We start from the raw sequence: 26,385 nt of genomic DNA, 5'->3' as shown, positions 1-26,385 counted from the left end.
GTAGCCAGGTTCGACAGCCTATAGGCGCCGAAACGCACGACCGAAGGAGACCACTCATGGCATCATCAGCAGATCGCGAAAAGGCACTCGACACCGCCCTCGCCGCCATCGACCGCCAGTTCGGCAAGGGTTCGATCATGCGTTTGGGCAGCGACGAACGTGCCCCTGTCGAAACGATCTCCACCGGATCGATCGCGTTGGACGTGGCCCTCGGCATAGGCGGCCTGCCCCGTGGGCGCATCGTCGAGATCTACGGCCCGGAGTCCTCGGGAAAGACCACCCTCACCCTGCATGCCATTGCGAACGCGCAGAAGAACGGCGGCATCGCAGCGTTCATCGACGCCGAGCACGCCCTCGACCCCGAATACGCCCGCAAGCTCGGCGTCGACATTGACGCCCTCCTGGTCTCCCAGCCCGACACGGGCGAGCAGGCGCTCGAGATCGCCGACATGCTGGTGCGAAGCGGGTCCATCGACCTGATCGTGATCGACTCCGTCGCGGCGCTGGTGCCCCGCGCCGAGATCGAGGGCGAGATGGGCGACTCCCACGTCGGCCTCCAGGCCCGGCTGATGTCGCAGGCGCTGCGCAAGCTCACCGGTGGCCTCAGTCAGACCAACACCACCATGATCTTCATCAACCAGTTGCGCGAGAAGATCGGTGTCTTCTTCGGCAGCCCCGAGACCACCGCCGGTGGCAAGGCGCTCAAGTTCTACGCGTCGGTGCGCCTCGACATCCGGCGCATCGAGACCCTGAAGGACGGCACCGAGGCCGTCGGCAACCGCACCAGGGTCAAGGTCGTCAAAAATAAGATGGCCCCGCCCTTCAAGCAGGCGGAATTCGACATCATCTACGGCATCGGCATTTCCCGTGAGGGCAGCCTGATCGACTTCGGTGTCGACCACGGCATCGTCAAGAAGTCCGGCGCCTGGTACACCTACGACGGTGACCAGTTGGGCCAGGGCAAGGAGAACTCGCGTAACTTCCTGCTGCGCGAGGCGGACATGGCCAACGAGATCGAGCAGAAGATTCTCTTCAAGCTCGGCATCAGTCCCGAGGGTGCGGCGGCCAAAAAGGCGCAGGCGGCCATCGACTCCGCAGCAGCCTTGGTGACCGCAGCGGCCGCCAAGGAAGCCGCTGCCGCCAAGGCCGAGGCCGTTCAGGCCCGGCTGGCCGCCCGCAAGGGGGCATAGCGAATGGTCCACTTCGAGCCGGCCGACGAGGTCGCATCGTTGAGCGCCGCACGGCGCAAGAGTGCGGCACGCGTCACCGGCGCGGGGCGCGGCACCGCCTCCCGGCCGGCTGAGCCCGAGATGCCCGCAGCCAGCGCGGAACGGCTGGCGCCCGTCGCCTACCTCGGCGGCGCCGCTCCGGCGTCCCTCGTCCCGGTGGATCCCGCTCCTGCCCTCGACCCGTCAGACAGCGAAGCTCCGTACGCCGCCCCGTTCGCCGTAGCCGTAGCCGACGTCGACGTCGACGTCGACGAGGAAGAGACGCCGGAGAGTGCTGCGGTGCGGTCCGCGGCCGACCGCGAGCGTGCCGAAGCGGTCTTGCTGCAGCGGCTGCGCGCACGGTCGCTGTCAATGTCAGAGGCCCGTGCTGTTTTGGCCGGCACCGAGATCGACCCGCACGAGATCGAAGAGGTGATCGAGCGTTTCACCGAACTTGCCTACATCGACGAGGGTCGCCTCGCCGACCAAATCGTGCACAGCCACCACGAGCGCAAGGGCCTGGGCCGCTCCGGGGTGCAGGCCGAAATGCGCCGCCGCGGAATCGACCCTGAGCTAATCCTCGAGAAGCTCGACGAGATGCCCGACGACGAGACCGAGCGGGCCATCGAGATCGCGTGTAAGCGCGTGGGTCAGCTCGGCCGGCTCGATGACCAGACCATCGATCGTCGGCTGAATGCGTTCCTGATGCGCAAGGGCTATAACTCGTCCATCGTGCGCGTCGCCGTCAAGGCGGCCATGGATTCCCGTGGCGGATCGACGTCGCGCGTCCGGTTCCAGTAGCGCGGACCCGGGGCCGAGGCCGGCCCCGTGCCGCCGAGCCCGTCCCGGCCCGGTTTCGCAGGTCCCCCGCGTAAGCTGAGGGCACTATGACCAGCAGCACCGCCACGCGCCCCTTGTCCAGCCTCAGTGCGCCGACCCTGATCGCTCCGTCCTCGGCGGCGCACGACGTCTCGGGACGCACGCGCACCTACGAGGTGCGCACGTTCGGCTGCCAGATGAACGTGCACGACTCCGAGCGGCTGAGTGGCTCGCTCGAGGCGGCGGGTTATGTGCCCTCCAACGGCGAGGAAGCCGACATCGTCGTGCTGAACACCTGCGCGGTGCGCGAGAACGCCGACAACAAGCTCTACGGCAACCTCGGTCAACTGGCCTCGGTCAAGCGCCGCCACGAGGGCATGCAGATCGCTGTCGGCGGTTGCCTGGCCCAGAAGGACAAAGACGTCATCCTGAAGAAGGCGCCCTGGGTCGACGTCGTCTTCGGCACCCACAACATGGGGTCCCTGCCGAGCATGCTCGAGCGTGCCCGGCACAACGGCGAGGCTCAGCTGGAGATCCTCGATTCACTCGAGACGTTCCCATCCACCCTGCCCACCAAACGTGACTCGAGCTACAGCGGTTGGGTTTCCATCTCGGTTGGCTGCAACAACACCTGCACGTTTTGCATCGTGCCCGCGCTGCGCGGCAAGGAGAAGGACCGTCGTCCCGGCGAGATCCTCGCCGAGGTGCAGGCCCTGGTCGATGACGGGGCCATCGAGGTCACTCTGCTTGGCCAGAACGTCAACTCCTACGGGGTGGAGTTCGGAGACCGGCTTGCGTTCGGCAAGCTGCTGCGCGCGGTCGGCCAGATCACAGGGCTGGAACGCATCCGGTTCACCAGCCCGCACCCCGCCGCTTTCACCGATGACGTGATCGACGCCATGGCCGAGACCCCCTCTGTCATGCCGCAGTTGCACATGCCGTTGCAGTCCGGGTCAGACCGGATCCTGAAGGCCATGCGTCGCTCGTACCGCTCGGCGCGGTTTCTCGGCATCCTCGAACGGGTTCGCGCGCAGATGCCGCACGCGGCCATCAGCACCGACATCATTGTGGGTTTCCCGGGTGAGACCGAGGAAGACTTCCAGGAAACCCTGCGGGTTGTCGAGTTGGCCCGGTTCGCGACCGCGTTCACATTCCAGTACTCCATCCGTCCCGGGACTCCCGCTGCAACGCTTCCCGACCAGGTTCCCAAGGAGGTCGTGCAGGACCGCTACGAGCGCCTCGCCGTGCTGCAGGAGCGTATCTCCTGGGAGGAGAACCAGACCCTGATCGGTCGCGAGGTCGAACTGCTCGTCGCCAACGGTGAGGGGCGCAAGGATGCCGACACGCATCGGCTCAGTGGCCGGGCGCCCGACAGCCGGCTCGTGCACTTCGACGTGCCGGCGGGGTCCGAGCATCCCCGACCCGGTGACCTCGTCACCGTCACCGTGACGCAGGCTGCCCCGTTCCACCTGATCGCCGACTCTGTTGACGGGGCGCCGCTGCGCATCCGTCGCACCATCGCCGGCGACGCGTGGGACCGGCTTGAGGCCGAGTCCTGTGGCGTGCCGAGTCACGGCGGGACATCCGGGGCGCCCGGAGCTGTCTCCCTCGGGCTTCCCACCCTCCGCGTGGGGTCACCGGTCTCGAACGCCGCCAGCACCACCCCGATCTACGACGTCACCGATGGGGAGCGCTAGGCCGGTGCCCGCTGCGAAGCCGGCGGTCGCCGCTCCCGAGCCGGCACTCGTCGTCATCGTTGGGCCGACCGGCTCCGGAAAATCCGATCTCTCTCTCGATCTCGCCGAGCGCCTCGCCGCGGAGGGGCGTGCGGCGGAGATCGTCAACGCCGATGCGATGCAGCTCTATCGGGGCATGGACATCGGCACGGCCAAGCTGACCGTGGCGGAACGGCGCGGCATCCCGCACCACCTGCTCGACGTGCTCGCGGTCACCGACGAGGCCACCGTCGCCCGCTTTCAGACCGACGCCCGCGCAGCGATCACCGGTGTGCTATCCCGTGGCAGCGTGCCCATCCTGGTCGGTGGATCCGGCCTCTACGTGTCGTCCGTGGTCTATGACTTCCAATTCCCCGGCCGGGACGCTGTGCTGCGTGCCCGACTCGAGGCGGAGCTGGCCGAACGGGGCCCCGGCGCGCTGTACACCCGGCTGAAGGCCGTCGACCCCGTCGCGGCGGCCCGTATCGGCGCCAGCAACGGGCGTCGCCTGGTGCGCGCCCTCGAGGTGGTGGCGCTGACCGGGGCACCTCATACGGCCGCCCTGCCGGACAACCCTGCCTACTGGATGCCCGCGGTGACGGTTGGCCTCCGCGTGCAGCGAGCCGAGCTCACCCCGCGCCTGGATGCCCGGGTGGAGGGTATGTGGGCACGCGGTCTCGTCGAGGAGGTGCGCGGCCTGATCCCGCACGGGATCGAAAGCGGCGTCACCGCCAGTCGGGCCATCGGCTATGCCCAGGCTCTCGGCCAGCTGAAGGGGACGCTCAGTCAGGCGCAGGCGATCGAAGAGACGCAGCAGATCACCCGCCGGTATGCCAGGCGTCAGGTCAGCTGGTTCAAACGCTCACCAGACACGCACTGGATCAACGCCGGTGCCCCGGACCGGGTCGACCGGGCGCTGGCCCGCATCGGTGACCCAGCCCAGCCTGCCGAGCACTGGGCGCCCGGTCCGGCCTCCTAAACTGGTTCCATGGGTATTGATCTGCTATTCACCAAGGGCCACGGCACCGGCAACGACTTCGTGCTCTTCTCCGACCCGGACGGGCAGATCGATCTCACACCGAGCCAGATCCGCGCGGTCTGCGACCGGCGCTTCGGCATCGGCGCCGACGGCATCATCCGCGCGGTGCGTTCGAAGAACCTGGCCGCCGGCGCGGACGCCCTCGCCGAGGACGACGGGGCCGAATGGTTCATGGACTACTGGAACGCCGACGGCACCGTGTCCGAGATGTGCGGCAACGGCATCCGGGTGTACACGCGTTTCCTGGTCGAGCAGGGGCTGGCCTCCCTGGACCGCGGCGAAACCCTCAGCATCGGCACCCGCGGCGGAGTGCGCGATGTGCAGCGCGGCGCTGCCGGCTACCAGGTCGATCTCGGCCGGTGGCGACTGGATGGGGGCGAACCGCTCGTGCGCGCCAAGAACCTGCCCGTTGCCCGACCCGGTCTCGGCATCAGTGTGGGCAACCCGCACGTGGTGGTGGCTCTCGCCGACGACGACGAACTCGCGGGCGTCGACCTGACCTTCGTGCCCCAGCTCGACCCGGTCCAGGATGCCGGCGCGAACGTCGAATTCGTGTTGCCGCACGACCCGCTGATCGTGAACGGCGTCGGCCGGATCCGGATGCGCGTGCACGAGCGTGGCAGCGGTGAAACCCTCTCTTGTGGCACCGGTGCGGCCGCCGCGGCCCTCGCCACGCGGCACTGGGCCGGCGCGGGTGCCCCCAACCAATGGCAGGTGGAGGTCACCGGCGGAACGCTGGGCGTGCGCATGTTCCCGACCGAGGACGGCGAGCACGTGTCGCTGTCCGGGCCGGCGGAACTCGTCTTCGACGGGGTCTTCCGCCTCGGCTGAGCCGTGGCGCCCGGGACGCGGACCCGTGGGGGCGTGCTAGTCCTTGCGGTTGACCCGCAGCACCCGGAAGCCCTTACTGATGGCGTGCCGGGAGGTGCTGAAATCATCGGGAAGGTCACCGTCGAGCCAGCGTTGCAGGGAATCGGAGCCGAGGTTGCGCTGCACGACGAGCCAGGCGTCCGAACCCGGTTCCAGGCGCGGCAGCCAGGTGCGCAACAGGGTGTGCAGTTCGGTCTTTCCGACCCGGATGGGCGGGTTCGACCAGATGGTGCGGAAAATCACATGGGCAGGCACCTGATCGGGACGCACCGCGGTGACGTTGGTGAGGCCGAGCTTCTCGGCGTTCAAGCGCACCAGGTCGAGCGCGCGCTCATTCACGTCCACGGCCCAGATCGTGGCCCGCGGTGATGCAAGAGCCAAATGCAGGCTGATCGGGCCCCAGCCGCAGCCCAGGTCGAGGAAATCGCCGCCGGGTGGTGGGGTGGGCGCGGTGTTCAACAGCACCTGGGTGCCGGTGTCGATGTGGTCCGGACTGAAGACTGAATTGGCGGTGGTCAGTTCGCGGGCCTGGCCGCCGAGCTGCACGGTCACCTGGCGGAGTTTCAGGGTGTTGTCGGGCGCCGGGGTGAAGTAGTGGTCGGAAGGCATAGAGGGAACTTACCAAGCATCGAGGAACTAGTGTTAAAGGAATGACTGAGTCAATCGACAACGACGGCACCGACGATGTGGTCGCGCGCGTTCTCGCCAGCGCCGACAGCAAGTCCGCCGGATATTCGCTCTTCCGCAGCGGCTCCGCCCAGGCGTTGCAGGCCGAGTCTGAACCGTCCCACGACAACGAGGGCCACGACGGCGTGCAGCAGGACCGGGAGGATCGCAACGCCTTGCGCCGGGTGCCGAGCCTCTCCACCGAGCTCGAGGATGTCACCGAGGTCGAATACCGCCAACTTCGCCTGGAGAACGTCGTTCTGATCGGTCTGTACACTCACGGAACCGTGGCGGATGCGGAGAACTCCATGCGCGAACTCGCCGCGTTGGCCGAAACCGCTGGCGCCACCGTGCTCGACGGTCTGATGCAGCGCCGGGCCAAGCCCGACGCCAGCACCTATCTCGGCAAGGGCAAGGCCGAGGAAGTCGCGGGCATCGTCAAGGCCATGGGCGCCGATACCGTCATCGCCGATACTGAGCTCGCCCCCAGCCAGCGGCGCGCACTCGAGGACGTCGTCAAGGTGAAGGTCATCGACCGCACCGCCGTGATCCTCGACATCTTCAGCCAGCACGCCAAAAGCCGGGAGGGCAAGGCGCAGGTCGAACTCGCCCAACTCGAGTACCTGCTTCCGCGTCTGCGCGGCTGGGGGGATTCCATGTCCCGCCAGGCCGGCGGCCAGGTGGGTGGCGCCGGCGCCGGCATGGGGTCGCGCGGACCCGGTGAGACCAAGATCGAACTGGACCGCCGGCGCATCCATACCCGGATGTCCCGACTCCGCAAGCAGATCTTGGAAATGAAACCCGCCCGCGAGGCCAAGCGAGCCAATCGAAAGCGCAACGCCGTGCCATCCGTTGCCATCGTCGGCTACACCAACGCCGGTAAGTCGAGCCTGCTCAACCGCATCACTCGGGCCGGCGTTCTCGTCGAGAACTCCCTCTTCGCCACCCTGGACGCCACGGTGCGCAAGTCCACCACGACCGATGGGCGGCTGTACACGCTGACCGACACCGTCGGGTTCGTGCGCAACCTGCCGCATCAGTTGGTGGAGGCGTTCCGCTCCACCCTCGAGGAGGTTGCCGACGCCGACGTCATCGTGCACGTCGTCGATGGCTCGCACCCTGACCCGTCCAGCCAGCTGTCCACCGTGCGCGAGGTGATCGCCGAGGTCGGCGCCCGGGAGATTCCCGAAATTGTCGTCTTCAACAAAAGCGACCTGGTCAGCGAAGACGACCGGCTCGTGCTGCGCGGACTGTGGCCGCAGGGCATCTTCGTCTCGGCTCGCACCGGGGAGGGAATCGAGGAGCTGCTCACGGCCGCCGCCGACCTGTTGCCGCGGCCGTCGATTAAGCTCGAGCTGCTGATCCCCTATGAGCGGGGCGACCTGATCGCCGTTCTGCACGAGCAGGGCACAATCCTCTCCACTGAGTACGCCGAGACCGGCACCGAGGTGACAGCGCTCGTGACCGAGGAGATCCAGGCCCAGTTCGAACCGTTCGCCGTGCGGCCGGCCGTCGCCGGCTGACCGCTCTCCGCACTCGGAACGTTCATCGGTGCGGTGCTTCGCCCTGACGGAGGGCGTCCCGTCGCGCTCGTTTCTCGCGCCTTGGTCCCTCGCCGGTAAAGCTGCGGTCTGGCCTCGTGACACATTCGGTCACAGGCCGGCCGCCCTTCCGGCGTGCTTGTTAGAGTCTTCTCAATCGTTGCTGCGGGTCACCTGGCCGGCGGCATGGAGCGACAGCCGAGCCCGGCACCCGCCCGCGAACACCCGCCCGGCTTGTCTGGCGGTCCGCGGCCGCCCGGCCCCAGTGCCCGCCACTGGCAACTGTCGAATGAGGAGCAATGCCAACCACCTCGGACCCTGCGTGCGGGAACATCCCGTTCTCGTTCGAGCTGTATCCGCCTCAATCGGATGCCGCCACTTCCGCTCTGCACGCCACCATCCTGCGGCTTGCCGCCGCGGGCCCCGATTTCATCTCGGTCACCTACGGCGCGAACGGCTCCTCACGGCGGTCCTCCCTCGACGTGCTCACCCACATCCTGCGCACCACCACAGTGGACCCGCTGGCTCATCTCACCTGCGTCGGATCCTCGAATGCGGAAGCCAGCCAGCTGATCCGGGAATTCCTGGATGCCGGGGTGCGGAGCTTCCTGGCCCTGCGCGGTGACCCGCCGGAGGGTGCTCGTGAGGGGGAAGCCTTCCTCGGCGACCTGGGCAGTGCGGCGGAACTGGTGCAGCTCATCCACCGGGTGCAGGCCGAGCGGGAGCCGTACCGCGAATCCGTCATCCCGGGGCTCCCCGCCGCCCGCTCGATCACGAGGGAGCGGAACAAGGTGCGCATCGCCGTGGCGGCCTTCCCGAACGGCCATCCGCGCTCCCGGTCGACGGCCCAGGACATCGACACGCTGCTGGCCAAGCAGGCCGCCGGCGCGAACCTGGCGATCACCCAGCTCTTCTTCCACGCCGACCACTACCTCAGCTTCATTCAGCGGGCCCGGGCCGCGGGTGTCGAGTTTCCGATCCTGCCCGGGATCATGCCGGTCACAAGTCCGGCCCGGCTGCGCCGCATCCTCGAGTTGTCTGGCGAGGAGCTTCCGTCCGAGCTTGCGATCGCCCTGGAGGTGGAGCCGACGAAGGAAGGCCAGCGTGAGATCGGCATCCGTCAGGCCACCGCACTGGCCCGGGAACTCATCGCCGGCGACGCCCCCGGTCTGCACCTCTACGCCTTCAACCAGCACGAGACCGTGCTCTCCGTTCTCGACGGCTGCGGTCTTCTCACCCCCACCTCCTCTGCCTCTGCCCCGTCCGCCTCAGCACCACCTGCCTCTGACCCTGCCAAGGAGTACTCATGACCACGTTCCCCACTTTCCCCGCCGGCACCATCCTCGGCTATCCCCGCATCGGTCCGCGCCGTGAACTGAAGAAGGCCGTCGAAGCGTTCTGGGCCGGATCGGTCACCGCGGACGAGCTCGAAGCCACCGCGGTCGCCCTGCGCCGGAGCACCCGGGAGCGCCTCGTGCGGCTCGGACTCGGCCGGGACGACTCATCAATCCCGGAATCGTTCTCGTATTACGACCAGGTTCTGGACGCCCTGTGCACGGTGGGCGCAGTCCCGGCGCGGTTTGCAAACCTCCAGGGTGGCGATGGGCGCATCGACCTGGCCGGGTACTTCACCCTCGCCCGTGGTGCTGGCGACCACCCGCCGCTCGAGATGACCAAATGGTTCGACTCCAACTATCACTACCTCGTGCCGGAAATCGGCCCTGAGACCGCGTTCTCCCTTGCCAGCGACCGTCTTGTGCGTGAGTTCGCGGAGGCGAAAGCCGCCGGATTCCTGACCCGTCCGGTCATTGTCGGCCCGGTCACGTTCCTGCTGCTCAGCAAGCCGAGCGACGAGGCTCCCACGGGCTTCAGTCCGCTGGAGCGCCTCGAAGACCTGGTGCCCGTCTACGCGGCCCTCCTGCAGCGGCTGCGCGCGGCCGGCGCTGAATGGGTACAGCTCGATGAACCTGCCCTCGTCAGCGAGAGCATCGACATCCCGCGAGCGGATGCCCTGGCCGCGGTTCACTCCGCGTACACCACTCTCGGCGCCCTCGCCGATCGCCCCGCGATCTTCGTCGCGGCGCCCTACGGCAGCCTCGACGACGCACTGCCCGTTCTCGCCGCCACCGCGGTGGAAGCCATCGGGCTCGACCTGGTGCGGGGAACGGTGCCCACCGTGACGGCCGGGCTTGAGACGACCACGCTGGTCGCCGGTGTCATCGACGGGCACAACATCTGGCGTGGTGACCTGGAGAGGGCTTTCGAGACCGTGGCCGGTTTGGCGTGCCTCTCACCTCGGGTCACAGTCTCCACCTCGACTTCGCTGCTGCACCTGCCGCACGACGTCAACGACGAATCGGCGCTGAGCGCCGAGTTGACGAGTTGGCTGGCCTTTGCCGACCAGAAGGTCACCCAGGTGGCCACGCTCGCCCGGGGTCTCTCCGAGGGGCGTGTTGCCATCGCCGTCGAACTCGCGGCCGCCTCTGCAGCCCTCGACGCGAGACGGGTCGCCCCCGGCGTGCACGACGGCGCCGTGCGGGTGCGCACGGATGCACTCACCGCGACCGATTTCAGCCGCGGCGACTACGCCGCACGGGTGGCGGCACAGAAGGCCACCCTGGGGCTGCCATTCCTGCCGACAACAACGATTGGATCCTTCCCGCAGACGGGAGACATCCGCCGGGCCAGAGCGCACTTTCTCACGGGGTCGCTGAGCGCAGGGGACTACCGCGACCTGATGCGTGCTGAGATAGCGCGCGTGGTCACGCTGCAGGAAGAGATCGGCCTTGACGTACTGGTGCACGGCGAGCCGGAGCGCAACGACATGGTGCAGTATTTCGCCGAGAACCTCGACGGATTCGCGGTCACCGAGAACGGCTGGGTGCAGTCGTACGGGAGCCGGTGCGTGCGTCCCTCGATCCTGTGGGGAGACGTGTCCCGGCCGCAGCCGATCACGGTCGAGTGGTCGGCCTATACCCAGGGTCTGACGCTCAAGCCGGTGAAGGGAATGCTCACCGGCCCGGTGACCATCCTCGCCTGGTCGTTCGTGCGCGACGACCAGCCGCTCGGCGAGACGGCCCGGCAGGTGGCCCTGGCGCTCCGCGATGAAATCGCCGACCTCGAGAGGGCCGGAATCCGAATCGTTCAGGTTGACGAGCCCGCGCTGCGGGAACTGCTGCCGCTGAAGAAGAAGGACCAGGCGGACTACCTCGACTGGTCGGTGGGCTCGTTCCGCTTGGCCACGGCCGGTGCGGCCGAAGCGACACAGATCCACACGCACCTGTGTTACTCCGAATTCGGCGTCGTCATCGACGCGATCCGCAATCTGGACGCCGACGTCACCAGCATCGAGGCGGCGCGGTCGCGCATGGAGGTCGTCGGGGACATCCAGACCTCCGGCTTCGACCACGGGATCGGCCCAGGTGTGTGGGACATCCACTCGCCACGGGTCCCGAGTGTCGCCGAGCTCACCGACCTGCTCGAGCGGGCCGCCCGAGCCATCCCGTCCGGCCAAATCTGGGTGAATCCGGATTGCGGACTGAAGACCAGGGGCTACGCCGAGACGGTGGAGTCCCTGCAGAACATGCTCGCCGCCACCCACGCCGTGCGTACACGCCTGTCCGTCCCCGCGTAGACCGCGCCGGCCGCATCCACGCAGGAGGCCGGGAACGACACCCACACGGTGTTCGTTCCCGGCCTCTTCAGTGCGCGGGCGATATCGGACCTACACCGAGCGCAGCACCGCAACGACCTTGCCGAGAATTTCTGCGTGGTCGCCGACAATCGGTTCGAAGTTGGTGTTGCGGGGGAGCAACCAGGTGTGACCGTCGCGTTGGCGGAACACCTTCACTGTGGCCTCGTTGTCGAGCATGGCCGCGACGATCTCGCCGTTCTCCGCGGTCTTCTGCTGCCGAACGACGACCCAGTCGCCATCCATGATGGCCGCGTCGATCATGGACTCACCCATCACCTTGAGCATGAAGAGATCACCCTTGCCAACCAATTGGCGGGGGAGCGGGAATATCTCGTCGATCTGCTGTTCGGCGGTGATCGGAATCCCGGCAGCGATGCGGCCGACGAGCGGCACCATCGCGGCGTCACCGACCTGGACCCCGGTGTGGAAGTTCTCCGCGCCAGTCGTGGTGTCTTCGGGGGACTGCGGGATCTCGATCAGAACCTCGAGGGCGCGGGGACGATTCGGGTCGCGGCGTAGGTAACCGCTCAATTCCAGCTGGTTGAGCTGGTGGGTGACGCTCGACAGGGAGGCGAGCCCGACGGCGTCGCCGATCTCACGCATGCTCGGCGGATAACCGCGCTGGCTGACCGAACGCTGAATCACGTCGAGGATGGCGAGCTGTTTCTCGCTCAGACTCTTGCGTCGTCTGGTGCCGCCCTTGTCGCGGGGACCGCTGGTGTCTTGTGCCACGTTCGTCGCTCCTCGTGTCGATTTGGCGCTGGCGGCGGCCAGGATGGCGACCGTGTCACGCGAATGTCGGGGGTGCCTGATTGAGTTTCGACCAGACAATCGAAACTGTATCCATCCCACGCTCAGAAAACAAACAAGTATTCGAGTGTGTCGCGAAATTCTTTTCAGAAACTATCGAAAAGGGCTTGATTGTTCGAATTATCGAATATACATTCGGAACATAAGTTCGCATCCGGCTCTCCCGGCCGAGAGTCGGATGCGTCTTCTTACAGGAGGTTAGATATGAGCACTGCACTTGATCTGGGCACCCCGATCGCGACGGGACGCAGCCGGCTGCGTTTGACCCGCCGCGGTCGCGTTGTTTTCACGGCGCTTGCGGGCGTGCCTTTCGTCGTCACGGCACTCGTCGTTGTGCTGAACGGCGGTCTCGCCGCCGCCGAGAGCTCGACGGTCGGCCGTGTGGCCACGGCCTTCGACTACGTGACCATTCAATCGGGCCAGTCACTGTGGCAACTCGCCGAGACCGTCGCCCCGACGTCCGACCCGCGCGACGTGATCGCCGAGATCGTGAGTCTCAACCAATTGCCGTCCGACAGCGTGCAGCCCGGTCAGCGCCTCGCCCTGCCGAACGAGTTCTGATCCGACACGTGCCGATCCGACGAGTGCTGATCCGACAAGTTCTGATCCGACAATTTCTGATCCGATGAGTGCTGATCCGATGAGTGCTGATCCGACGAGTTCTGATCCGATGAGTGCTGACTGAACGAGTGCTGATCCTGCGGAACCGGACTCCCCGGTAACATGGGGGGAGTGACCAGTCTCAACGACCTGCCCCTCCGCGATAATCTGCGCGGACTCACTCCCTACGGGGCCCCCCAGCTGCACGTGCCGGTGGCTCTCAATGTGAATGAGAACACGCACGGCATCCCGGACGATGTGGCACAGGGCATCGTCGCCGCGCTGGCGGTCGCGGTGAGAACCGTCAACCGGTATCCCGATCGAGAGTTCACGGAACTGCGCGATTCCCTCGCCCGGTACCTCGGCCACGGCCTGACCCGTAAGAACATCTGGGCGGCGAACGGTTCCAACGAGGTGCTGCAGCAGGTGCTGCAGGCCTTCGGGGGTTCCGGGAGGACCGTGCTCGGGTTTGCGCCGACATATTCGATGTATTCCCTGCTCGCCTCCGGAACCGGTACCCGTTGGATCGCAGGCGAGCGCGATGCAGATTTTGAACTCAGCCCGGCCACGGCCGTCGAGTGGGTTAACCGGGTCGCCCCAGACCTCGTCTTCCTGTGCTCGCCGAACAACCCCACGGGCACGCCACTGTCGCTGGACACTATCGCCGCGGTCTACGACGCGACCGACGGTATCGTGGTCGTAGACGAGGCCTACTATGAGTTCGGTCCGACCGATTCCCCCAGCGCCCTGAGCCTGCTGCCCGGCCGGGAACGTCTGCTGGTCTCCCGCACCATGAGCAAGGCGTTCGCGTTTGCAGGTGCTCGAGTCGGGTATCTGGCCGCCGACCCGGCCGTGACGGATGCGCTGCGCTTGGTGCGCCTGCCCTACCACCTGTCGGCGCTCACTCAGGCGGCCGCGGTAGCCGCTCTCGCCCACACCCCGGCGATGCTCGCGATGGTCGATGACATCCGTTCTCAGCGTGAGCGCATTACCAGTGAGCTGACCTTCCTCGGTTACGCGCCACTGCGGAGCTCGAGCAACTTCGTGTTGTTCGGCGGGGTCGAAGATCCGCGGGCCACGTTCGAGGCCCTGCTGGCCGACGGCGTCCTCGTGCGAGACGTCGGCATCCCCGGCCACTTGCGCGTCAGCGCCGGAACCGAAGCGGAGACAACGGCTTTCCTCACGGCCCTCGAAGCGCTCGGGCACCCGTGACCCGCCCGGGCCAATAAACTAGGCGCATGAGCTTCTCCTCCGTGACCACTCCGCCCCGTTTCGCCCACCTGCAGCGGGAGACGAGCGAGTCCAGCATCGACTTGTCGCTCAACCTCGACGGTACCGGTGAGTCCGACATTCAGACCTCGGTTCCGTTCTACGACCACCTGCTGACCGCGTTCGCGAAGCACTCGCTGACTGACCTCACCGTGCGGGCGCGCGGTGACATCGAGATCGACGTGCACCACACCGTCGAAGACGTCGGCATCCTGCTCGGACAGGCCATCAAACAGGCCCTCGGGGACAAGTCCGGCATCTCCCGGTACGGCGACGCCCTCGTGCCGCTCGATGAGGCGCTCGTGCAGGCCGTCGTCGACATCTCCGGACGCCCATACCTCGTACACCGAGGCGAACCGGCGGGTTTCGAATACCACCTGATCGGCGGCCACTTCACCGGCTCGATGGTGCGCCACGTGTTCGAGGCCGTGGCCTTCAACGCCGGACTCACCGTGCACGTCACGGTGCAGGGCGGCCGCGACCCGCATCACATCGCCGAAGCGGAGTTCAAGGCTTTCGCTCGGGCGTTCCGGCAGGCGAAGGCGTTTGATCCGCTGGTCGCCGGTATTCCGTCCACCAAGGGTGCCCTGTGACCAACGTCGTCGTCTTCGACTACGGGACGGGCAACGTGCACTCCGCCGTCAAAGCGCTCGAACTGGCCGGGGCCCACGTCACGCTGACCAGCGACCGTCGTCGGGCGCTCGAGGCCGACGGTCTGGTCGTACCCGGCGTGGGGGCGTTCAGTGCCGTGATGCAGGCGCTGACGGCGGTGCGGGGCGACGAAATCATCGACCGCCGGATCGCGGGCGGACGCCCGGTGCTCGGCATTTGCGTGGGCATGCAGATCATGTTCGAGCACGGAGTCGAACGAGGAATCGATACGGAGGGCCTGGGCGAATGGCCCGGCACGGTCACCCGGCTGGACGCCCCCGTTCTGCCGCACATGGGATGGGACACGGTCTCGCCGGGAGAAAGCTCGGCCTTGTTCCGCGGGATCGAGCAGGAACGCTTCTACTTCGTGCACTCGTACGCCGCTCACGCCTGGACTCTCGACGTCATGCCGCCGTTTCCGAAGCCGGTCCTCACCTGGTCCGAGCACGGGCAGCCGTTTCTGGCAGCCATCGAGAACGGACCGCTCACGGCCACCCAGTTCCACCCGGAGAAATCCGGCGAGGCCGGCATCCGTTTGCTGTCCAACTGGCTCGGCACGCTCCACGACTAACTTCCCTTCTCCTGACTCAACCGGTCGCCGCGACCATTCCCAATCGAGGACACCCATGACTGCGAACAATCTTTCCCCCCGTCTCGTGCTGCTGCCCGCCGTCGACGTTGCCGACGGCAAGGCGGTGCGCCTGACCCAGGGTGAGGCCGGCACGGAGACCAACTACGGTGATCCCGTCGAGGCAGCCCTCGATTGGGCCCGCCAGGGCGCCGAGTGGATCCACCTCGTCGACCTCGACGCGGCGTTCGGTCGCGGTAACAACACGGATGTCATCCGCACCGTGATCCGGGAGGTCACGGGCGTGAAGATCGAGCTGTCCGGCGGCATCCGCGACGACGCGTCCCTGGACGCGGCACTGAATGCGGGTGTCAGCCGGATCAACCTCGGCACCGCCGCGCTGGAGAACCCCATGTGGGCCGCCCAAATCATCGCTCGGCACGGTGACGCCGTCGCCGTCGGGCTCGACGTGCGCGGAACGACCCTCGCCGCGCGCGGCTGGACCAAGGAGGGTGGCGACCTCTGGCAGGTGCTGGCCCGCCTCGAAGAAGCCGGTTGCTCGCGCTACGTCGTCACCGACGTGACCAAGGACGGCACGCTGCAGGGACCCAACATCGACCTGCTCCGCCAGGTCATGGAACGCACTGACCGCCCGGTCGTCGCATCCGGCGGCATTTCCAGCCTGGACGACCTCCGCGCGCTACGTGAGCTGGTTCCTCTCGGTCTCGAGGGTGCCATCGTCGGCAAGGCCCTGTACGCGGGAGCATTCACCTTGGGCGAGGCGCTGGATGTCGCGGGCGCGTAACCTCGGCTCCACCGGCCTGTCCGGCGGTCCCGGCGGCGGCGACTCGGCCGGGCAGCCGTGGGCAGGGCGCACGTTCGCGCCGAGTCTGCACTCCGACGACGACGGTCTCGCGCCCGCACCTCTGCTGGACGCTGTGCGCCGTTTTCAGGCACGGGAAGCGGGCGAGGAGACGGTGATCGACGCTATCCGTGGCTCGCGCCTACTCGTTCCCCTGGTCACCGAACTCGGTGAGTCGGGCGTGACCGACGCCGGACTCGTCGTCGACAAGACCCAGGAATTGTCGATCATCACCGTGGTCGGTCCCGACGGACGCACGGTGCTGCCGGTGTTCTCGTCGGTCGCCGCGATGGCGTCCTGGAACACCGAGGCCCGTCCCGTGCCCTCCGACGGCGTGCGCGTCGCCCTCGCCGCAGCGCAGGAGAACACCGACCTGGTTGTTCTCGATCCGACCGCGACCACCGAGTTCGTGGTGCGGCGCCCCGCCCTATGGGCCATCGCCCAATCGCTGCCCTGGACCCCGAGTTATGCCAGCCGCCCCGTCGCGGATGCCTTCGCGGAGTCCATCGCCTCCGAGCTGAGCGTGCTCGGGGTGGAGCTGGCTCCCGGCGACCCCGGTGGCCGGCTCGCCGGACCGGAACTGATCGTGCGCCTCGAACTCGTCGACGGGCTGACCCGCACCGAGCTCGACGCCACTTTGGCCCGGCTCGCCGCGCGCTGGTCGGCGAGCGACCTGATCGCCACGCAGGTCGACTCGCTCACCGTGCAGCTCGTCCCCTCCGCATAGGTGTGCCGCATCCATCGTCCCGTGTCCCGCGTTACAGTCGCGCCCTGACGAATTCGACGCAGATTCACGCCGAACCACCGCATTTGGGGTCAAAAACGGGTGCGGGCCCCAAAATCTCCGTCGAATTGGTTCCAGGGGTGTTGTCAGTCCTATCGACGAGGATGGTTGTATGAACGAGGTCCTGCACCGATTCACACCGGCGACCCGGGCCTGGTTCGCCGAGGCCTTCGCCGCGCCCACAGAGGCCCAGCTCGGGGCGTGGGACGCGATATCCCGCGGCTCGCACGCGCTCGTCGTTGCGCCCACCGGTTCAGGCAAGACCCTCGCGGCTTTCTTGTGGGCCATCGACCGCCTGGCGGCCGCGCCCGCCGCCGCGCCCGCTAGAGCGGAGGCATCGGTGGCGGTGTCGGCACCATTGGCACCACCGCGCACCCGGGTGCTCTACATTTCGCCGCTCAAGGCCCTCGGCGTCGATGTGGAACGCAATCTCCGAGCGCCGCTGGTGGGCATTGTCCAGGCCGCCGAGCGGCTCGGCTTCGCCCCGCCCCGGGTGACCGTCGGGGTGCGGTCGGGGGACACCCCGGCCACCGAGCGCCGCAGCCTGGTCAAAACGCCGCCCGACATCCTCATCACGACGCCTGAATCGCTGTTCCTCATGCTCACCTCGGCCGCGCGCGAATCTCTGCGCGGTGTCGACACGGTGATCATCGACGAGGTGCACGCGGTCGCGGCCAGCAAGCGTGGTGCGCACCTGGCCGTCTCCCTGGAACGGCTCGACGACCTCTTGGAGCATCCGGCGCAGCGCATCGGGCTCTCGGCCACCGTGCGTCCGGCGGCCGAGGTAGCCCGGTTCCTTGGCGGATCCGCGGCCGTGGAGATCGTGGCGCCCGTGTCGACGAAACGATTCGACCTCAGCGTTGTCGTTCCCGTCGACGATATGAGCCAGGTCGGCCCGGTGCCGCTGCGGGAAGGGGCCACGGCCGCGGCGGCCCCGCAGACCGGATCCATCTGGCCTCATGTGGAAGAGGCCATCGTCGACGAGGTGCTGGCACACACCTCCTCGATCGTCTTCGCGAACTCCCGCCGGCTGGCCGAACGCCTTACTGCGCGCTTCAACGAGATCTACGCGCAGCGCCTGGAGGACGCTCTGGAGCCCGCGCTCGTGCCGGTCGGCGCCGCGGCGTCCCGTCCGCCGGCCGTCCTCATGGGCGCGAGCGGCCAGAGCGACGGAGCCGATCCACTGCTCGCCCGAGCCCACCACGGCTCTGTGAGCAAGGAGCAGCGGGCCCTGATCGAAGACGATCTCAAGGCCGGGCGGCTGCGCTGCGTTGTGGCAACGTCCAGCCTCGAGCTCGGAATCGACATGGGTGCCGTCGACCTGGTCGTACAGGTGGAGTCTCCGCCCTCGGTGGCGAGCGGGCTGCAACGCATCGGCAGGGCCGGTCACCAGGTGGGCGAGGTCTCTCGCGGCGTGATCTTCCCCAAGCACCGGGCCGATCTCATCCATGCGGCCGTCGCTGCCGAGCGCATGGCCGCCGGGCTGATCGAATCTCTCCAGGTGCCGTCGAACCCGCTTGATATCCTCGCCCAGCAGACCGTGGCGGCGACAGCCCTGGAACCCATCCACGCCGAGGAATGGTTCGACACCGTGCGCCGCGCCGCGCCCTTTCACTCGCTCCCGCGGTCTGCCTATGAGGCCACCCTCGACCTGCTCGCCGGCCGGTACCCGTCCGATCAGTTCGCAGAGCTGCGCCCGCGCATCGTCTGGGACCGGGACACCGGCATCCTCACGGGCCGTCCCGGCGCCCAGCGTCTCGCGGTAACCAGTGGCGGCACCATCCCCGACCGGGGCCTGTTCGGCGTCTTCATGGTCGGAGGCGACGCGACCACGGGCCGTCGGGTCGGCGAACTCGACGAGGAGATGGTCTACGAGTCCCGGGTCGGAGACGTCTTCGCCCTCGGCACGACCAGCTGGCGCATCCAGGAGATCACCCACGACCGGGTGCTGGTGCTTCCCGCATTCGGCGAGCCGGGGCGGCTCCCGTTCTGGAAAGGCGACGGCCTGGGCCGGCCCGCCGAGCTCGGCGAGGCGATCGGCGCGTTCCTGCGGGAGCTGTCGGCCCTGCCCGCTGACGAAGCCCGGGTTCGCTGCCGGGCCGGCGGCCTCGACGAGCGGGCCGTGGACAACCTGCTGGCCTTCCTGGCGGAGCAGCGTGCCGCAACCGGCCACCTTCCGACGGATCACACCCTCGTCGTCGAACGCTTTCGCGATGAACTCGGCGACTGGCGGGTCGTGCTGCACTCCCCGTTCGGGCTCCAGGTGCATGCGCCATGGGCCCTGGCGGTTGGCGCCCGCGTGCGGGAACGCTACGGACTCGACGGGGCCTGCGTCGCCAGCGACGACGGCATCGTCGTGCGCATCCCCGACACCGAGTCGGACCCGCCCGGCAGCTCCCTTTTCGTTTTCGAACCCGCCGAGCTCGAACAGTTGGTCACCGACGAGGTCGGCGGGTCGGCCCTGTTCGCCGCTCGGTTCCGGGAATGCGCCGCGCGGGCCCTGCTGCTCCCGCGGTACAACCCGGGCCGCCGGTCGCCATTGTGGCAGCAGCGTCAGAAGGCTGCGCAGCTGCTCGATGTGGCCCGGGCCTTCCCGACCTTCCCGATCATCCTCGAGACCGTGCGCGAGTGCCTGCAGGATGTCTACGATCTGCCCGCGCTGCTGGCCCTGACCCGCCGCCTCGACAGTCGGGCACTGCGCTTGGTCGAGACGCAGACGGATGCCGCCAGCCCCTTCGCGAGCACCCTCCTCTTCGGCTACGTGGCCGCGTTCATGTACGAGGGGGATTCCCCGCTCGCCGAGCGCCGCGCGACCGCCCTCTCGCTCGACGCCAGCCTGCTCGCCGAGTTGCTCGGCCGGGTGGAGCTGCGGGAGCTGCTCGACCCGGCCGTGATCGACCAGACGGATCTGGAACTGCAGCGACTCGCCCCCGACCGCAAGGCGCGGGGGATCGAAGGCATCGCCGACCTGCTGCGTGGCCTCGGGCCGCTCACCACCGCGGAAGTGGCCGCCCGCCTCGACCCGGAAGGGTCCCCGGGCGCCGCCGAGGGCCTGCAGGTGCTTGTCGACACCCGTCGCATCATCCCGGTCGGGTACGCGGGCCAGCAGTGGTGGGCGGGCATCGAAGACTCCGCACGGCTCCGCGACGCGCTCGGTGTTCCCCTGCCGCAGGGGGTTCCGGCGGTGTTCACTGAGCCGGTGCCCGACCCGCTGGGCGACCTGGTCAGCCGTTACGCCCGCACCCACGGCCCGTTCACGCTCGCCGAAGTGGCCGCGCGCTTCGGACTCGGTCCCGCGGTCGCCCACGTCGCGCTCCGCCGACTCGCCGGAGCCCGCCGTCTCATGGAGGGTGAGTTCCGCCCGCACGGCTCCGGGCCCGAGTGGTGCGACGCCGAGGTGCTGCGCCGTCTCCGCCGGCGGTCCCTGGCCGCGCTGCGGCACGAGGTGGAGCCGGTCGATCAGGTGACAATGGGCCGATTCCTACCGGCCTGGCAGCATGTGGGGGGGCGCCTGCGTGGGATCGACGGCGTCGCATCCGTCATCGAGCAGTTGGAGGGCGCGCGCATTCCCGCGTCGGCCTGGGAGACCCTCGTGCTGCCTGCCCGCGTCGCCGACTACCGGCCGGCACTGCTCGACGAGCTCACCAACACCGGAGAGGTGCTCTGGGCGGGCGCCGGCACACTGGCCGGCAATGACGGCTGGGTCAGCCTGCACCTGCGCGACACCGCGCCGCTCACCCTCCCGCTGCCCACACCGCTGGAGACCACGGCACTGCAGCAGGAGATCCTGACGACCCTGGCCGGAGGTGGAGGCTTCTTCTTCCGGCAACTGGCGGATGCCGTCGGCAGCCAGGACGACACCGCCCTCGCCGCAGCCCTGTGGGATCTGGTCTGGGCGGGGCTGGTGGGCAACGACACCTTCGCTCCCGTGCGCGCCCTGCTCTCCGGCGGGCGCGCGGCGCACAGCACCCGCCGGCCGGCCCCGCGGGCACGGCTGCACGGTGGGCGGATCCCCGCGCGGGGAACCCTGCCCTCCCGCACCGGGCCACCCACAGTGTCCGGCCGCTGGTCGATCGTGCCGGTCGCCGACGACTCGCCCACCCGGCGTGCGCACGCCCTCGGCGAGACCCTGCTCGAACGCTACGGCGTCGTCACGCGCGGCGCGGTGATGGGGGAGGGCGTGACCGGCGGGTTCGCGCTGGCCTACCGCACCCTCAGCGGTTTCGAGGAGGTGGGCCGGTGCCGTCGCGGCTACTTCATCGAGGGGCTCGGGGCAGCCCAGTTCGCCACGGTCGGCACGATCGACCGGTTGCGGTCCTTCGTGGCCGATGGGCAGCATCCGCAGCATGCCGCCGTCACCCTGGCCGCCACCGACCCGGCCAACCCGTATGGTTCCGTGCTGCCCTGGCCGCCGCTCCCCGAAGGAACCGGGCACCGCCCGGGGCGCAAGGCCGGTGCTCTGGTCGTGCTCGTCGACGGGGCTCTGGTGCTCTACGTCGAGCGGGGCGGCAAGACCGTGCTCGCATTCGACCCGCCAGCGGATCCGGCACGGCCCGGAGGCAGGCCGGCCACCGAACCGGATGCCGCCGTGACGGCCGCCGCCGTATCCCTCGCCCGCACGGTCACCGCCGGTCGGGTCGCGAAGATCGGCGTGGAAACCGTCAATGGGGTGTTCGTGATCGGAACCCCCGTGGGTGCCGCCCTGCAGGCGTCAGGGTTCGACGTCACCCCGCGGGGGCTGAAGCTTCATGCCTGAGGGCGACACCGTCTACCGCACCGCGCAGAACCTCGATCGGGCCCTGCACGGAGCGCGGCTCACCCGCTGCGATGTGCGGGTGCCCGCGTTCGCCACCGTTGACCTGACCGGGCAGACCGTGCATGAAGTGGTCAGTCGCGGCAAACATCTGCTCATGCGCGTGGGAACAGCCAGCATCCATTCGCATCTGAAGATGGAGGGCTCGTGGCACCTCTATCGCACAGGGAGCGCGTGGCGCCGTCCCGCCTTTCAGGCGCGCATCGTGCTCGAGACGGCGGACTGGGTGGCCGTGGGCTTCGAGCTCGGGTTGCTCGAAGTGGTGCCGATCCAGGCTGAGGCCGATCTGTTGGCCTATCTCGGACCTGACCTGCTCGGCCCCGATTGGCACGCGGAGGAGGTGGTGCGTCGCCTCGAGAGCCGGCCCGACCAACCCATCGCCGTCGCGCTGGCTGACCAGGGCAACCTGGCAGGCCTCGGCAACGTGTACGTCACAGAGCTGTGCTTCCTGCGGGGCCTGCTACCGACCCGCCCGGTCGCCGAGGTGACGGATGTCCCAGGTCTCGTGGCCTTGGCCCGTCGCCTGATTCTGGCGAACCGTGATCGCACGGAGCGGATCACGACCGGCAATGCCCGCCGGGGCATGCAGAGCTGGGTCTACGGCCGGGCCGGCCAGCCGTGCCGGCGCTGTGGCGGCACCGTCCAGCGTGGGCTGCTCGGCCGCTCGGACCTCGAACTGCGGGTGACCGCGTGGTGCCCACGCTGCCAGACCTGAAGGTGCCGAGAACGGAAATAACCCGCCGAACCGACTGGAGAGAGGGGTGCGAAAACATTCGCACCCCTCAAACCTGTCGATTCGACGGGCCAGTCGTTCGGCAGGTCCTAGTTGACGGGGCCGGTGAACTTCTCGCCTGGGCCCTGGCCGATCGGGTCCGGGATGGTCGACGCTTCACGGAACGCGAGCTGGAGCGACCGCAGTCCATCGCGCAGGCTGCGCGCGTGCATATCGGCAATGTCGGGGGCGGCGGCGGTGATCAGGCCCGCAAGGGCAGTGATCAGCTTGCGCGCCTCGTCCAGGTCGATCTGGTTGTCGGGATCGTCGGCGAGACCGACCTTGACCGCTGCGGCGCTCATCAGGTGAACGGATGCCGTTGTGATGATCTCCACGGCCGGCACATCGGCGATATCGCGTGTCGCCTGAGCGGCATCGTGGTCGTTGCTGTTGCTCACTGCATTCCTCTGTTAGACTCGTCCGGGCTCCGAGATGCAAGTCTCGGTACGAAAGTGGATAATCTCCCACCCGCGCATACCGCTTCACAAAGGTTACCGGGTAGTTGCACTCCGCCTTCGCGGCTCTGGAATCCGACAGGAATCCGGTTCTCGAAGGTAGTCAGGGTGTCGTCTGTGATGTTCGGAGAGAAATCCTCGGCAATCCAGACGCGATCTTCCTCTCTTCGTCTCCGGGCGACATCCGTCACCTGGCTGTAGTCACGATGCATGAGAAGAGGAGAGACGCATCAGCGATCCCCGTACAAATGACCGTATCCGCGTCCCCGAAGTTCGCCTCGTTGGTCCCAACGGCGAGCAGGTAGGGGTCGTGGCCATCGATGTTGCGCTGCGCCTTGCACAGGAGGCCGACCTTGACCTCGTCGAGGTTGCACCGACCTCGAAGCCGCCCGTTGCCAAGATCATGGACTACGGCAAGTTCAAGTACGAAGCTGCGCAGAAGGCGAAAGAGGCCCGGCGCAACCAGGCGAACACGATCCTCAAAGAGGTACGTTTCCGTCTCAAGATCGATAAGCACGACTACGAGACCAAGCGCAAACGCGCCGAAGGCTTCCTGAAGGCCGGCGACAAGGTCAAGGCCATGATTCTGTTCCGTGGCCGTGAACAGTCCCGCCCCGACCAGGGTGTACGTCTGCTCCAAAAATTTGCCGAGGATGTCGCCGAGTTCGGTTCCGTGGAATCTAGCCCGACCATCGACGGTCGAAACATGGTCATGGTCGTTGGCCCGCTGAAGAACAAAGCGGAAGCCAAGGCTGAGATCAACGCACACAAGGCTGCCGATCGGGCAGAAAAGGTTGCCGACAAGGCTGACAAAGTTGCTGATAAAGCAGCGAAACTGGAGGAAAAAGATGCCTAAGATGAAGACCCACTCCGGGACGAAGAAACGTTTCAAGGTCACCGGTTCCGGCAAGATCATGAAGCAGCAGGCCGGCCTGCGCCACAACCTCGAGGTCAAGAGCACCCAGCGCAAGTCCCGCCTGAACCACGACCAGGTGCTGGCCAAGGCCGACACCAAGGTCATCAAGAAGCTTCTCGGTCGCTAGACCCGTACCCCGTAAGGAACTAAGAAAAATGGCAAGAGTAAAGAGGGCCGTAAACGCCCACAAGAGTCGTCGCGTAATTCTCGAGCGCGCCAAGGGCTACCGCGGCCAGCGCTCGCGTCTGGTCACCAAGGCCAAGGAGCAGCTGACTCACTCCTTCACCTACAGCTACCGTGACCGTCGTGCACGCAAGGGTGACTTCCGTCGCCTGTGGATCCAGCGGATCAACGCCGCGTCCCGTGCGAACGGCCTGACCTACAACCGTCTGATCCAGGGTCTTGCCCTCGCCGGCATTCAGGTCGACCGTCGCATGCTGGCCGAGCTGGCCGTCAACGAGCCCGCCACGTTCGCGGCCATCGTGGAGAGCGCCAAGGCAGCACTGCCCGCCGACACGTCGGCACCCAGGGTCGCCGCTTAGCTTTCAGCCGGTACCAGCACCACGCGCACTCTTCACGGGAGCGGGCCCAGCGCCCGCTCCCGTTTTGCGTGACTGGGCCCATGCCCCGGCAAGTAAGCTGGACGCATGTTAGATAATCCCCGTTCTCCGCGCGTGCGGGCTGTCGCGAAACTGGCGAATCGAGCCGCTCGCTCTGAGACGGGGCTGTTCCTCTTGGAAGGCCCCCAAGCCGTCTCCGAGGCCCTGAACTTCCGGCCCGAGCTCGTCGTCGAACTCTTCGTGACCCCCACCGCCCTTGAGCGTCACCCCGAGATCGCCCAGGTTGCCGAAGAGGTAGGCGCCGACCTCGAATTCGTCACCGAGCAGGTGCTCGAGACCATGGCCGACACCGTCACGCCTCAGGGTTTCGTCGCGGTCTGCCGCCAGTTCCCCACCTCCGTCAAGGACATCTTCGCGGGCGAGCCCAAGCTCATCGCCATCCTTGAAGAGGTGCGTGACCCTGGGAACGCCGGCACCATCATCCGTGCCGCGGATGCCGCCGGCGCCGACGCAGTGATCCTCACCGGCCGCAGCGTGGACCTGTACAACCCGAAGGTGGTGCGTTCCTCGACAGGATCGATTTTCCACCTTCCCGTCGCCGTCAGCGCCACGCTCTCCGATGTGCGCGAGCGCGCCAGGTTCGCCGGTTTGCAGATTTTCGCCGCCGACGTCAAGGGCACCGACCTGCTGACCGCCCGCACCGAAGGGCTGCTCACCGCCCCGACCGCCTGGTTGTTCGGCAACGAGGCTCGCGGACTCACCGACGAAGACCTCGCCCTGGTCGACCGGTCCATTTCGGTGCCCATCTACGGTCACGCCGAATCGATGAATCTGGCGACGGCCGCCAGTGTTTGCCTGTACGAAAGTGCATTCGCGCAGCGCAGCTGATCATCACAGCTCGGTAACCCCGCGCGCCGGTGGTTCTGAAGGACCCTCCCTCTAGCTTAGGTTGGGGGACATGGAGCCTACAGATTCTGCGCCGGCGACGTCCAACATCACGGTGTTGCGCGGTGAGCCTCTCGTCGTGATCAGCGACGTCGACAAGCACTACGGTGACCTTCATGTGCTGAAGAAGATCAACGCCGTCGTCAACCGCGGTGAGGTCGTCGTGGTGATCGGACCGAGTGGTTCCGGCAAGTCCACCCTGTGCAGGGCCATCAACCGGCTCGAGACCATCGACGCGGGCGTCATCACGATCGACGGCGTGAAGCTGCCGGCCGAGGGCAAGGCGCTGGCCAAGTTGCGCGCCGACGTCGGAATGGTATTCCAGGCATTCAACCTGTTCGCGCACAAGACCGTTCTCGAGAACGTCACCCTCGGGCCGATCAAGGTTCGTGGCCTGTCGAAGGCCGAGGCCGAGGAAAAGGCCATGGTGCTGCTCGAGCGCGTCGGGGTGGCCAACCAGGCGAAGAAGATGCCGGCCCAGCTGTCCGGCGGCCAGCAGCAGCGCGTCGCCATCGCACGGGCACTGGCCATGGACCCCAAAGTCATCCTGCTCGACGAGCCCACCAGCGCGCTCGACCCCGAGATGATCAACGAGGTGCTCGAGGTCATGATCAACCTCGCCAACGACGGTATGACCATGATCGTCGTCACGCACGAGATGGGCTTCGCCCGTCGAGCCGCCGACCGGGTCATCTTCATGGCCGAGGGTGAGATCGTCGAAGAGACCACGCCCGAGAAGTTCTTCACGAACCCCCAGAGCACGAGAGCGAAAGACTTCCTCTCCAAAATACTTGCCCACTAACCGGTGTGCAGGACTACACAGCAATC

General features: G+C 67.4%; 24 protein-coding genes. 21 read left to right on the top strand and 3 right to left on the bottom strand.

Annotated features, from left to right (window positions below; genetic code table 11):
• Positions 1-56 precede the first annotated feature (56 nt).
• The 5 genes from recA (at position 57) to dapF (ending at position 5,612) form a co-directional block, all read left to right on the top strand.
• Positions 57-1,190 carry a recombinase RecA gene (recA, locus tag E3O65_RS00975; RefSeq protein WP_134361889.1) on the top strand — a complete coding sequence of 378 codons (1,134 nt, stop codon included), beginning with the start codon at positions 57-59 and terminating at the stop codon, positions 1,188-1,190.
• A 3-nt stretch (positions 1,191-1,193) separates the two neighbouring features.
• Positions 1,194-2,009, top strand: coding sequence for a regulatory protein RecX (locus E3O65_RS00970; RefSeq protein ID WP_241985567.1), 816 nt, complete (start codon positions 1,194-1,196; stop codon positions 2,007-2,009).
• A gap of 86 nt (positions 2,010-2,095) precedes the next feature.
• A complete protein-coding gene (miaB, locus tag E3O65_RS00965; RefSeq protein ID WP_134361888.1) occupies positions 2,096-3,724 on the top strand; it encodes a tRNA (N6-isopentenyl adenosine(37)-C2)-methylthiotransferase MiaB in 1,629 nt (542 codons plus the stop codon).
• On the top strand, positions 3,711-4,721 hold the full coding sequence (gene miaA / locus E3O65_RS00960) for a tRNA (adenosine(37)-N6)-dimethylallyltransferase MiaA (protein ID WP_134361887.1): 1,011 nt from the start codon (positions 3,711-3,713) through the stop codon (positions 4,719-4,721). The genes miaB and miaA overlap by 14 nt, the downstream gene beginning before the upstream one ends.
• A 9-nt stretch (positions 4,722-4,730) precedes the next feature.
• Positions 4,731-5,612, top strand: a complete 882-nt coding sequence (gene dapF / locus E3O65_RS00955; protein ID WP_134361886.1) for a diaminopimelate epimerase — start codon at positions 4,731-4,733, stop codon at positions 5,610-5,612.
• Positions 5,613-5,648: 36 nt separating this feature from the next.
• On the opposite strand, the gene E3O65_RS00950 is transcribed toward dapF, so the two are convergent.
• On the bottom strand, positions 5,649-6,260 hold the full coding sequence (locus E3O65_RS00950) for a class I SAM-dependent methyltransferase (RefSeq protein ID WP_134361885.1): 612 nt from the start codon (positions 6,258-6,260) through the stop codon (positions 5,649-5,651).
• 41 nt (positions 6,261-6,301) lie between these two features.
• Between E3O65_RS00950 and hflX the strand changes: the two genes are divergently transcribed.
• The 3 genes from hflX to metE all read left to right on the top strand — a co-directional run bounded on the left by hflX (position 6,302) and on the right by metE (position 11,492).
• Positions 6,302-7,840, top strand: a complete 1,539-nt coding sequence (hflX, locus tag E3O65_RS00945; protein ID WP_134361884.1) for a GTPase HflX — start codon at positions 6,302-6,304, stop codon at positions 7,838-7,840.
• 317 nt (positions 7,841-8,157) lie between these two features.
• On the top strand, positions 8,158-9,168 hold the full coding sequence (locus E3O65_RS00940) for a methylenetetrahydrofolate reductase (RefSeq protein WP_134361883.1): 1,011 nt from the start codon (positions 8,158-8,160) through the stop codon (positions 9,166-9,168).
• Entirely contained in the window at positions 9,165-11,492 is a 2,328-nt protein-coding gene (metE, locus tag E3O65_RS00935; RefSeq protein WP_134361882.1) for a 5-methyltetrahydropteroyltriglutamate--homocysteine S-methyltransferase, read from the top strand. Before E3O65_RS00940 ends, metE begins: the two co-directional genes overlap by 4 nt.
• A gap of 90 nt (positions 11,493-11,582) precedes the next feature.
• Here metE and lexA read toward each other — a convergent pair whose 3' ends face one another.
• Positions 11,583-12,284, bottom strand: a complete 702-nt coding sequence (gene lexA / locus E3O65_RS00930; RefSeq protein WP_134361881.1) for a transcriptional repressor LexA — start codon at positions 12,282-12,284, stop codon at positions 11,583-11,585.
• A 282-nt stretch (positions 12,285-12,566) separates the two neighbouring features.
• On the opposite strand from lexA, the gene E3O65_RS00925 reads away from it, so the two are divergent.
• The 8 genes from E3O65_RS00925 (at position 12,567) to E3O65_RS00885 (ending at position 22,624) form a co-directional block, all read left to right on the top strand.
• Entirely contained in the window at positions 12,567-12,923 is a 357-nt protein-coding gene (locus E3O65_RS00925) for a LysM peptidoglycan-binding domain-containing protein (protein ID WP_134361880.1), read from the top strand.
• A 162-nt stretch (positions 12,924-13,085) separates the two neighbouring features.
• The gene (locus E3O65_RS00915; RefSeq protein ID WP_134361879.1) at positions 13,086-14,174 is read left to right on the top strand and encodes a histidinol-phosphate transaminase; all 1,089 of its coding nucleotides are present in this window, start codon (positions 13,086-13,088) and stop codon (positions 14,172-14,174) included.
• 26 nt (positions 14,175-14,200) lie between these two features.
• Complete coding sequence (hisB, locus tag E3O65_RS00910; RefSeq protein ID WP_134361878.1) at positions 14,201-14,824, top strand: imidazoleglycerol-phosphate dehydratase HisB; 624 nt, start codon at positions 14,201-14,203, stop codon at positions 14,822-14,824.
• Positions 14,821-15,453 (top strand): imidazole glycerol phosphate synthase subunit HisH, encoded by a 633-nt coding sequence (gene hisH / locus E3O65_RS00905; protein ID WP_134361877.1) that lies wholly within the window; start codon positions 14,821-14,823, stop codon positions 15,451-15,453. Before hisB ends, hisH begins: the two co-directional genes overlap by 4 nt.
• Before the next feature lie 55 nt (positions 15,454-15,508).
• Positions 15,509-16,255 (top strand): bifunctional 1-(5-phosphoribosyl)-5-((5-phosphoribosylamino)methylideneamino)imidazole-4-carboxamide isomerase/phosphoribosylanthranilate isomerase PriA, encoded by a 747-nt coding sequence (gene priA / locus E3O65_RS00900; protein ID WP_134361876.1) that lies wholly within the window; start codon positions 15,509-15,511, stop codon positions 16,253-16,255.
• Positions 16,239-17,039: an SseB family protein gene (locus tag E3O65_RS00895; protein WP_134361875.1), complete on the top strand. Its 801-nt coding sequence runs from the start codon at positions 16,239-16,241 to the stop codon at positions 17,037-17,039. Before priA ends, E3O65_RS00895 begins: the two co-directional genes overlap by 17 nt.
• 169 nt (positions 17,040-17,208) lie before the next feature.
• Positions 17,209-21,852, top strand: a complete 4,644-nt coding sequence (locus E3O65_RS00890; RefSeq protein WP_134361874.1) for an ATP-dependent helicase — start codon at positions 17,209-17,211, stop codon at positions 21,850-21,852.
• Positions 21,845-22,624 carry a DNA-formamidopyrimidine glycosylase family protein gene (locus tag E3O65_RS00885; protein WP_134361873.1) on the top strand — a complete coding sequence of 260 codons (780 nt, stop codon included), beginning with the start codon at positions 21,845-21,847 and terminating at the stop codon, positions 22,622-22,624. Before E3O65_RS00890 ends, E3O65_RS00885 begins: the two co-directional genes overlap by 8 nt.
• Positions 22,625-22,731: 107 nt before the next feature.
• Here E3O65_RS00885 and E3O65_RS00880 read toward each other — a convergent pair whose 3' ends face one another.
• Positions 22,732-23,079, bottom strand: a complete 348-nt coding sequence (locus E3O65_RS00880) for a DUF1844 domain-containing protein (protein ID WP_134361872.1) — start codon at positions 23,077-23,079, stop codon at positions 22,732-22,734.
• Between the two features lie 286 nt (positions 23,080-23,365).
• On the opposite strand from E3O65_RS00880, the gene infC reads away from it, so the two are divergent.
• The 5 genes from infC (at position 23,366) to E3O65_RS00855 (ending at position 26,359) form a co-directional block, all read left to right on the top strand.
• Entirely contained in the window at positions 23,366-23,992 is a 627-nt protein-coding gene (gene infC / locus E3O65_RS00875; RefSeq protein ID WP_104101226.1) for a translation initiation factor IF-3, read from the top strand.
• Positions 23,985-24,179 carry a 50S ribosomal protein L35 gene (gene rpmI, locus E3O65_RS00870; protein ID WP_104101228.1) on the top strand — a complete coding sequence of 65 codons (195 nt, stop codon included), beginning with the start codon at positions 23,985-23,987 and terminating at the stop codon, positions 24,177-24,179. Before infC ends, rpmI begins: the two co-directional genes overlap by 8 nt.
• Before the next feature lie 28 nt (positions 24,180-24,207).
• Complete coding sequence (gene rplT / locus E3O65_RS00865) at positions 24,208-24,594, top strand: 50S ribosomal protein L20 (protein ID WP_134361871.1); 387 nt, start codon at positions 24,208-24,210, stop codon at positions 24,592-24,594.
• A 105-nt stretch (positions 24,595-24,699) separates the two neighbouring features.
• On the top strand, positions 24,700-25,500 hold the full coding sequence (locus E3O65_RS00860; RefSeq protein WP_134361870.1) for a TrmH family RNA methyltransferase: 801 nt from the start codon (positions 24,700-24,702) through the stop codon (positions 25,498-25,500).
• Positions 25,501-25,570: 70 nt separating this feature from the next.
• The gene (locus tag E3O65_RS00855; RefSeq protein WP_134361869.1) at positions 25,571-26,359 is read left to right on the top strand and encodes an amino acid ABC transporter ATP-binding protein; all 789 of its coding nucleotides are present in this window, start codon (positions 25,571-25,573) and stop codon (positions 26,357-26,359) included.
• Positions 26,360-26,385 lie beyond the last annotated feature (26 nt).

The organism is Cryobacterium breve (assembly GCF_004402375.1).
GTDB lineage: Bacteria > Actinomycetota > Actinomycetes > Actinomycetales > Microbacteriaceae > Cryobacterium > Cryobacterium breve.
Note: the sequence above shows the minus strand (reverse complement) of the source record. Positions and strands in the feature narration are given on the sequence as shown.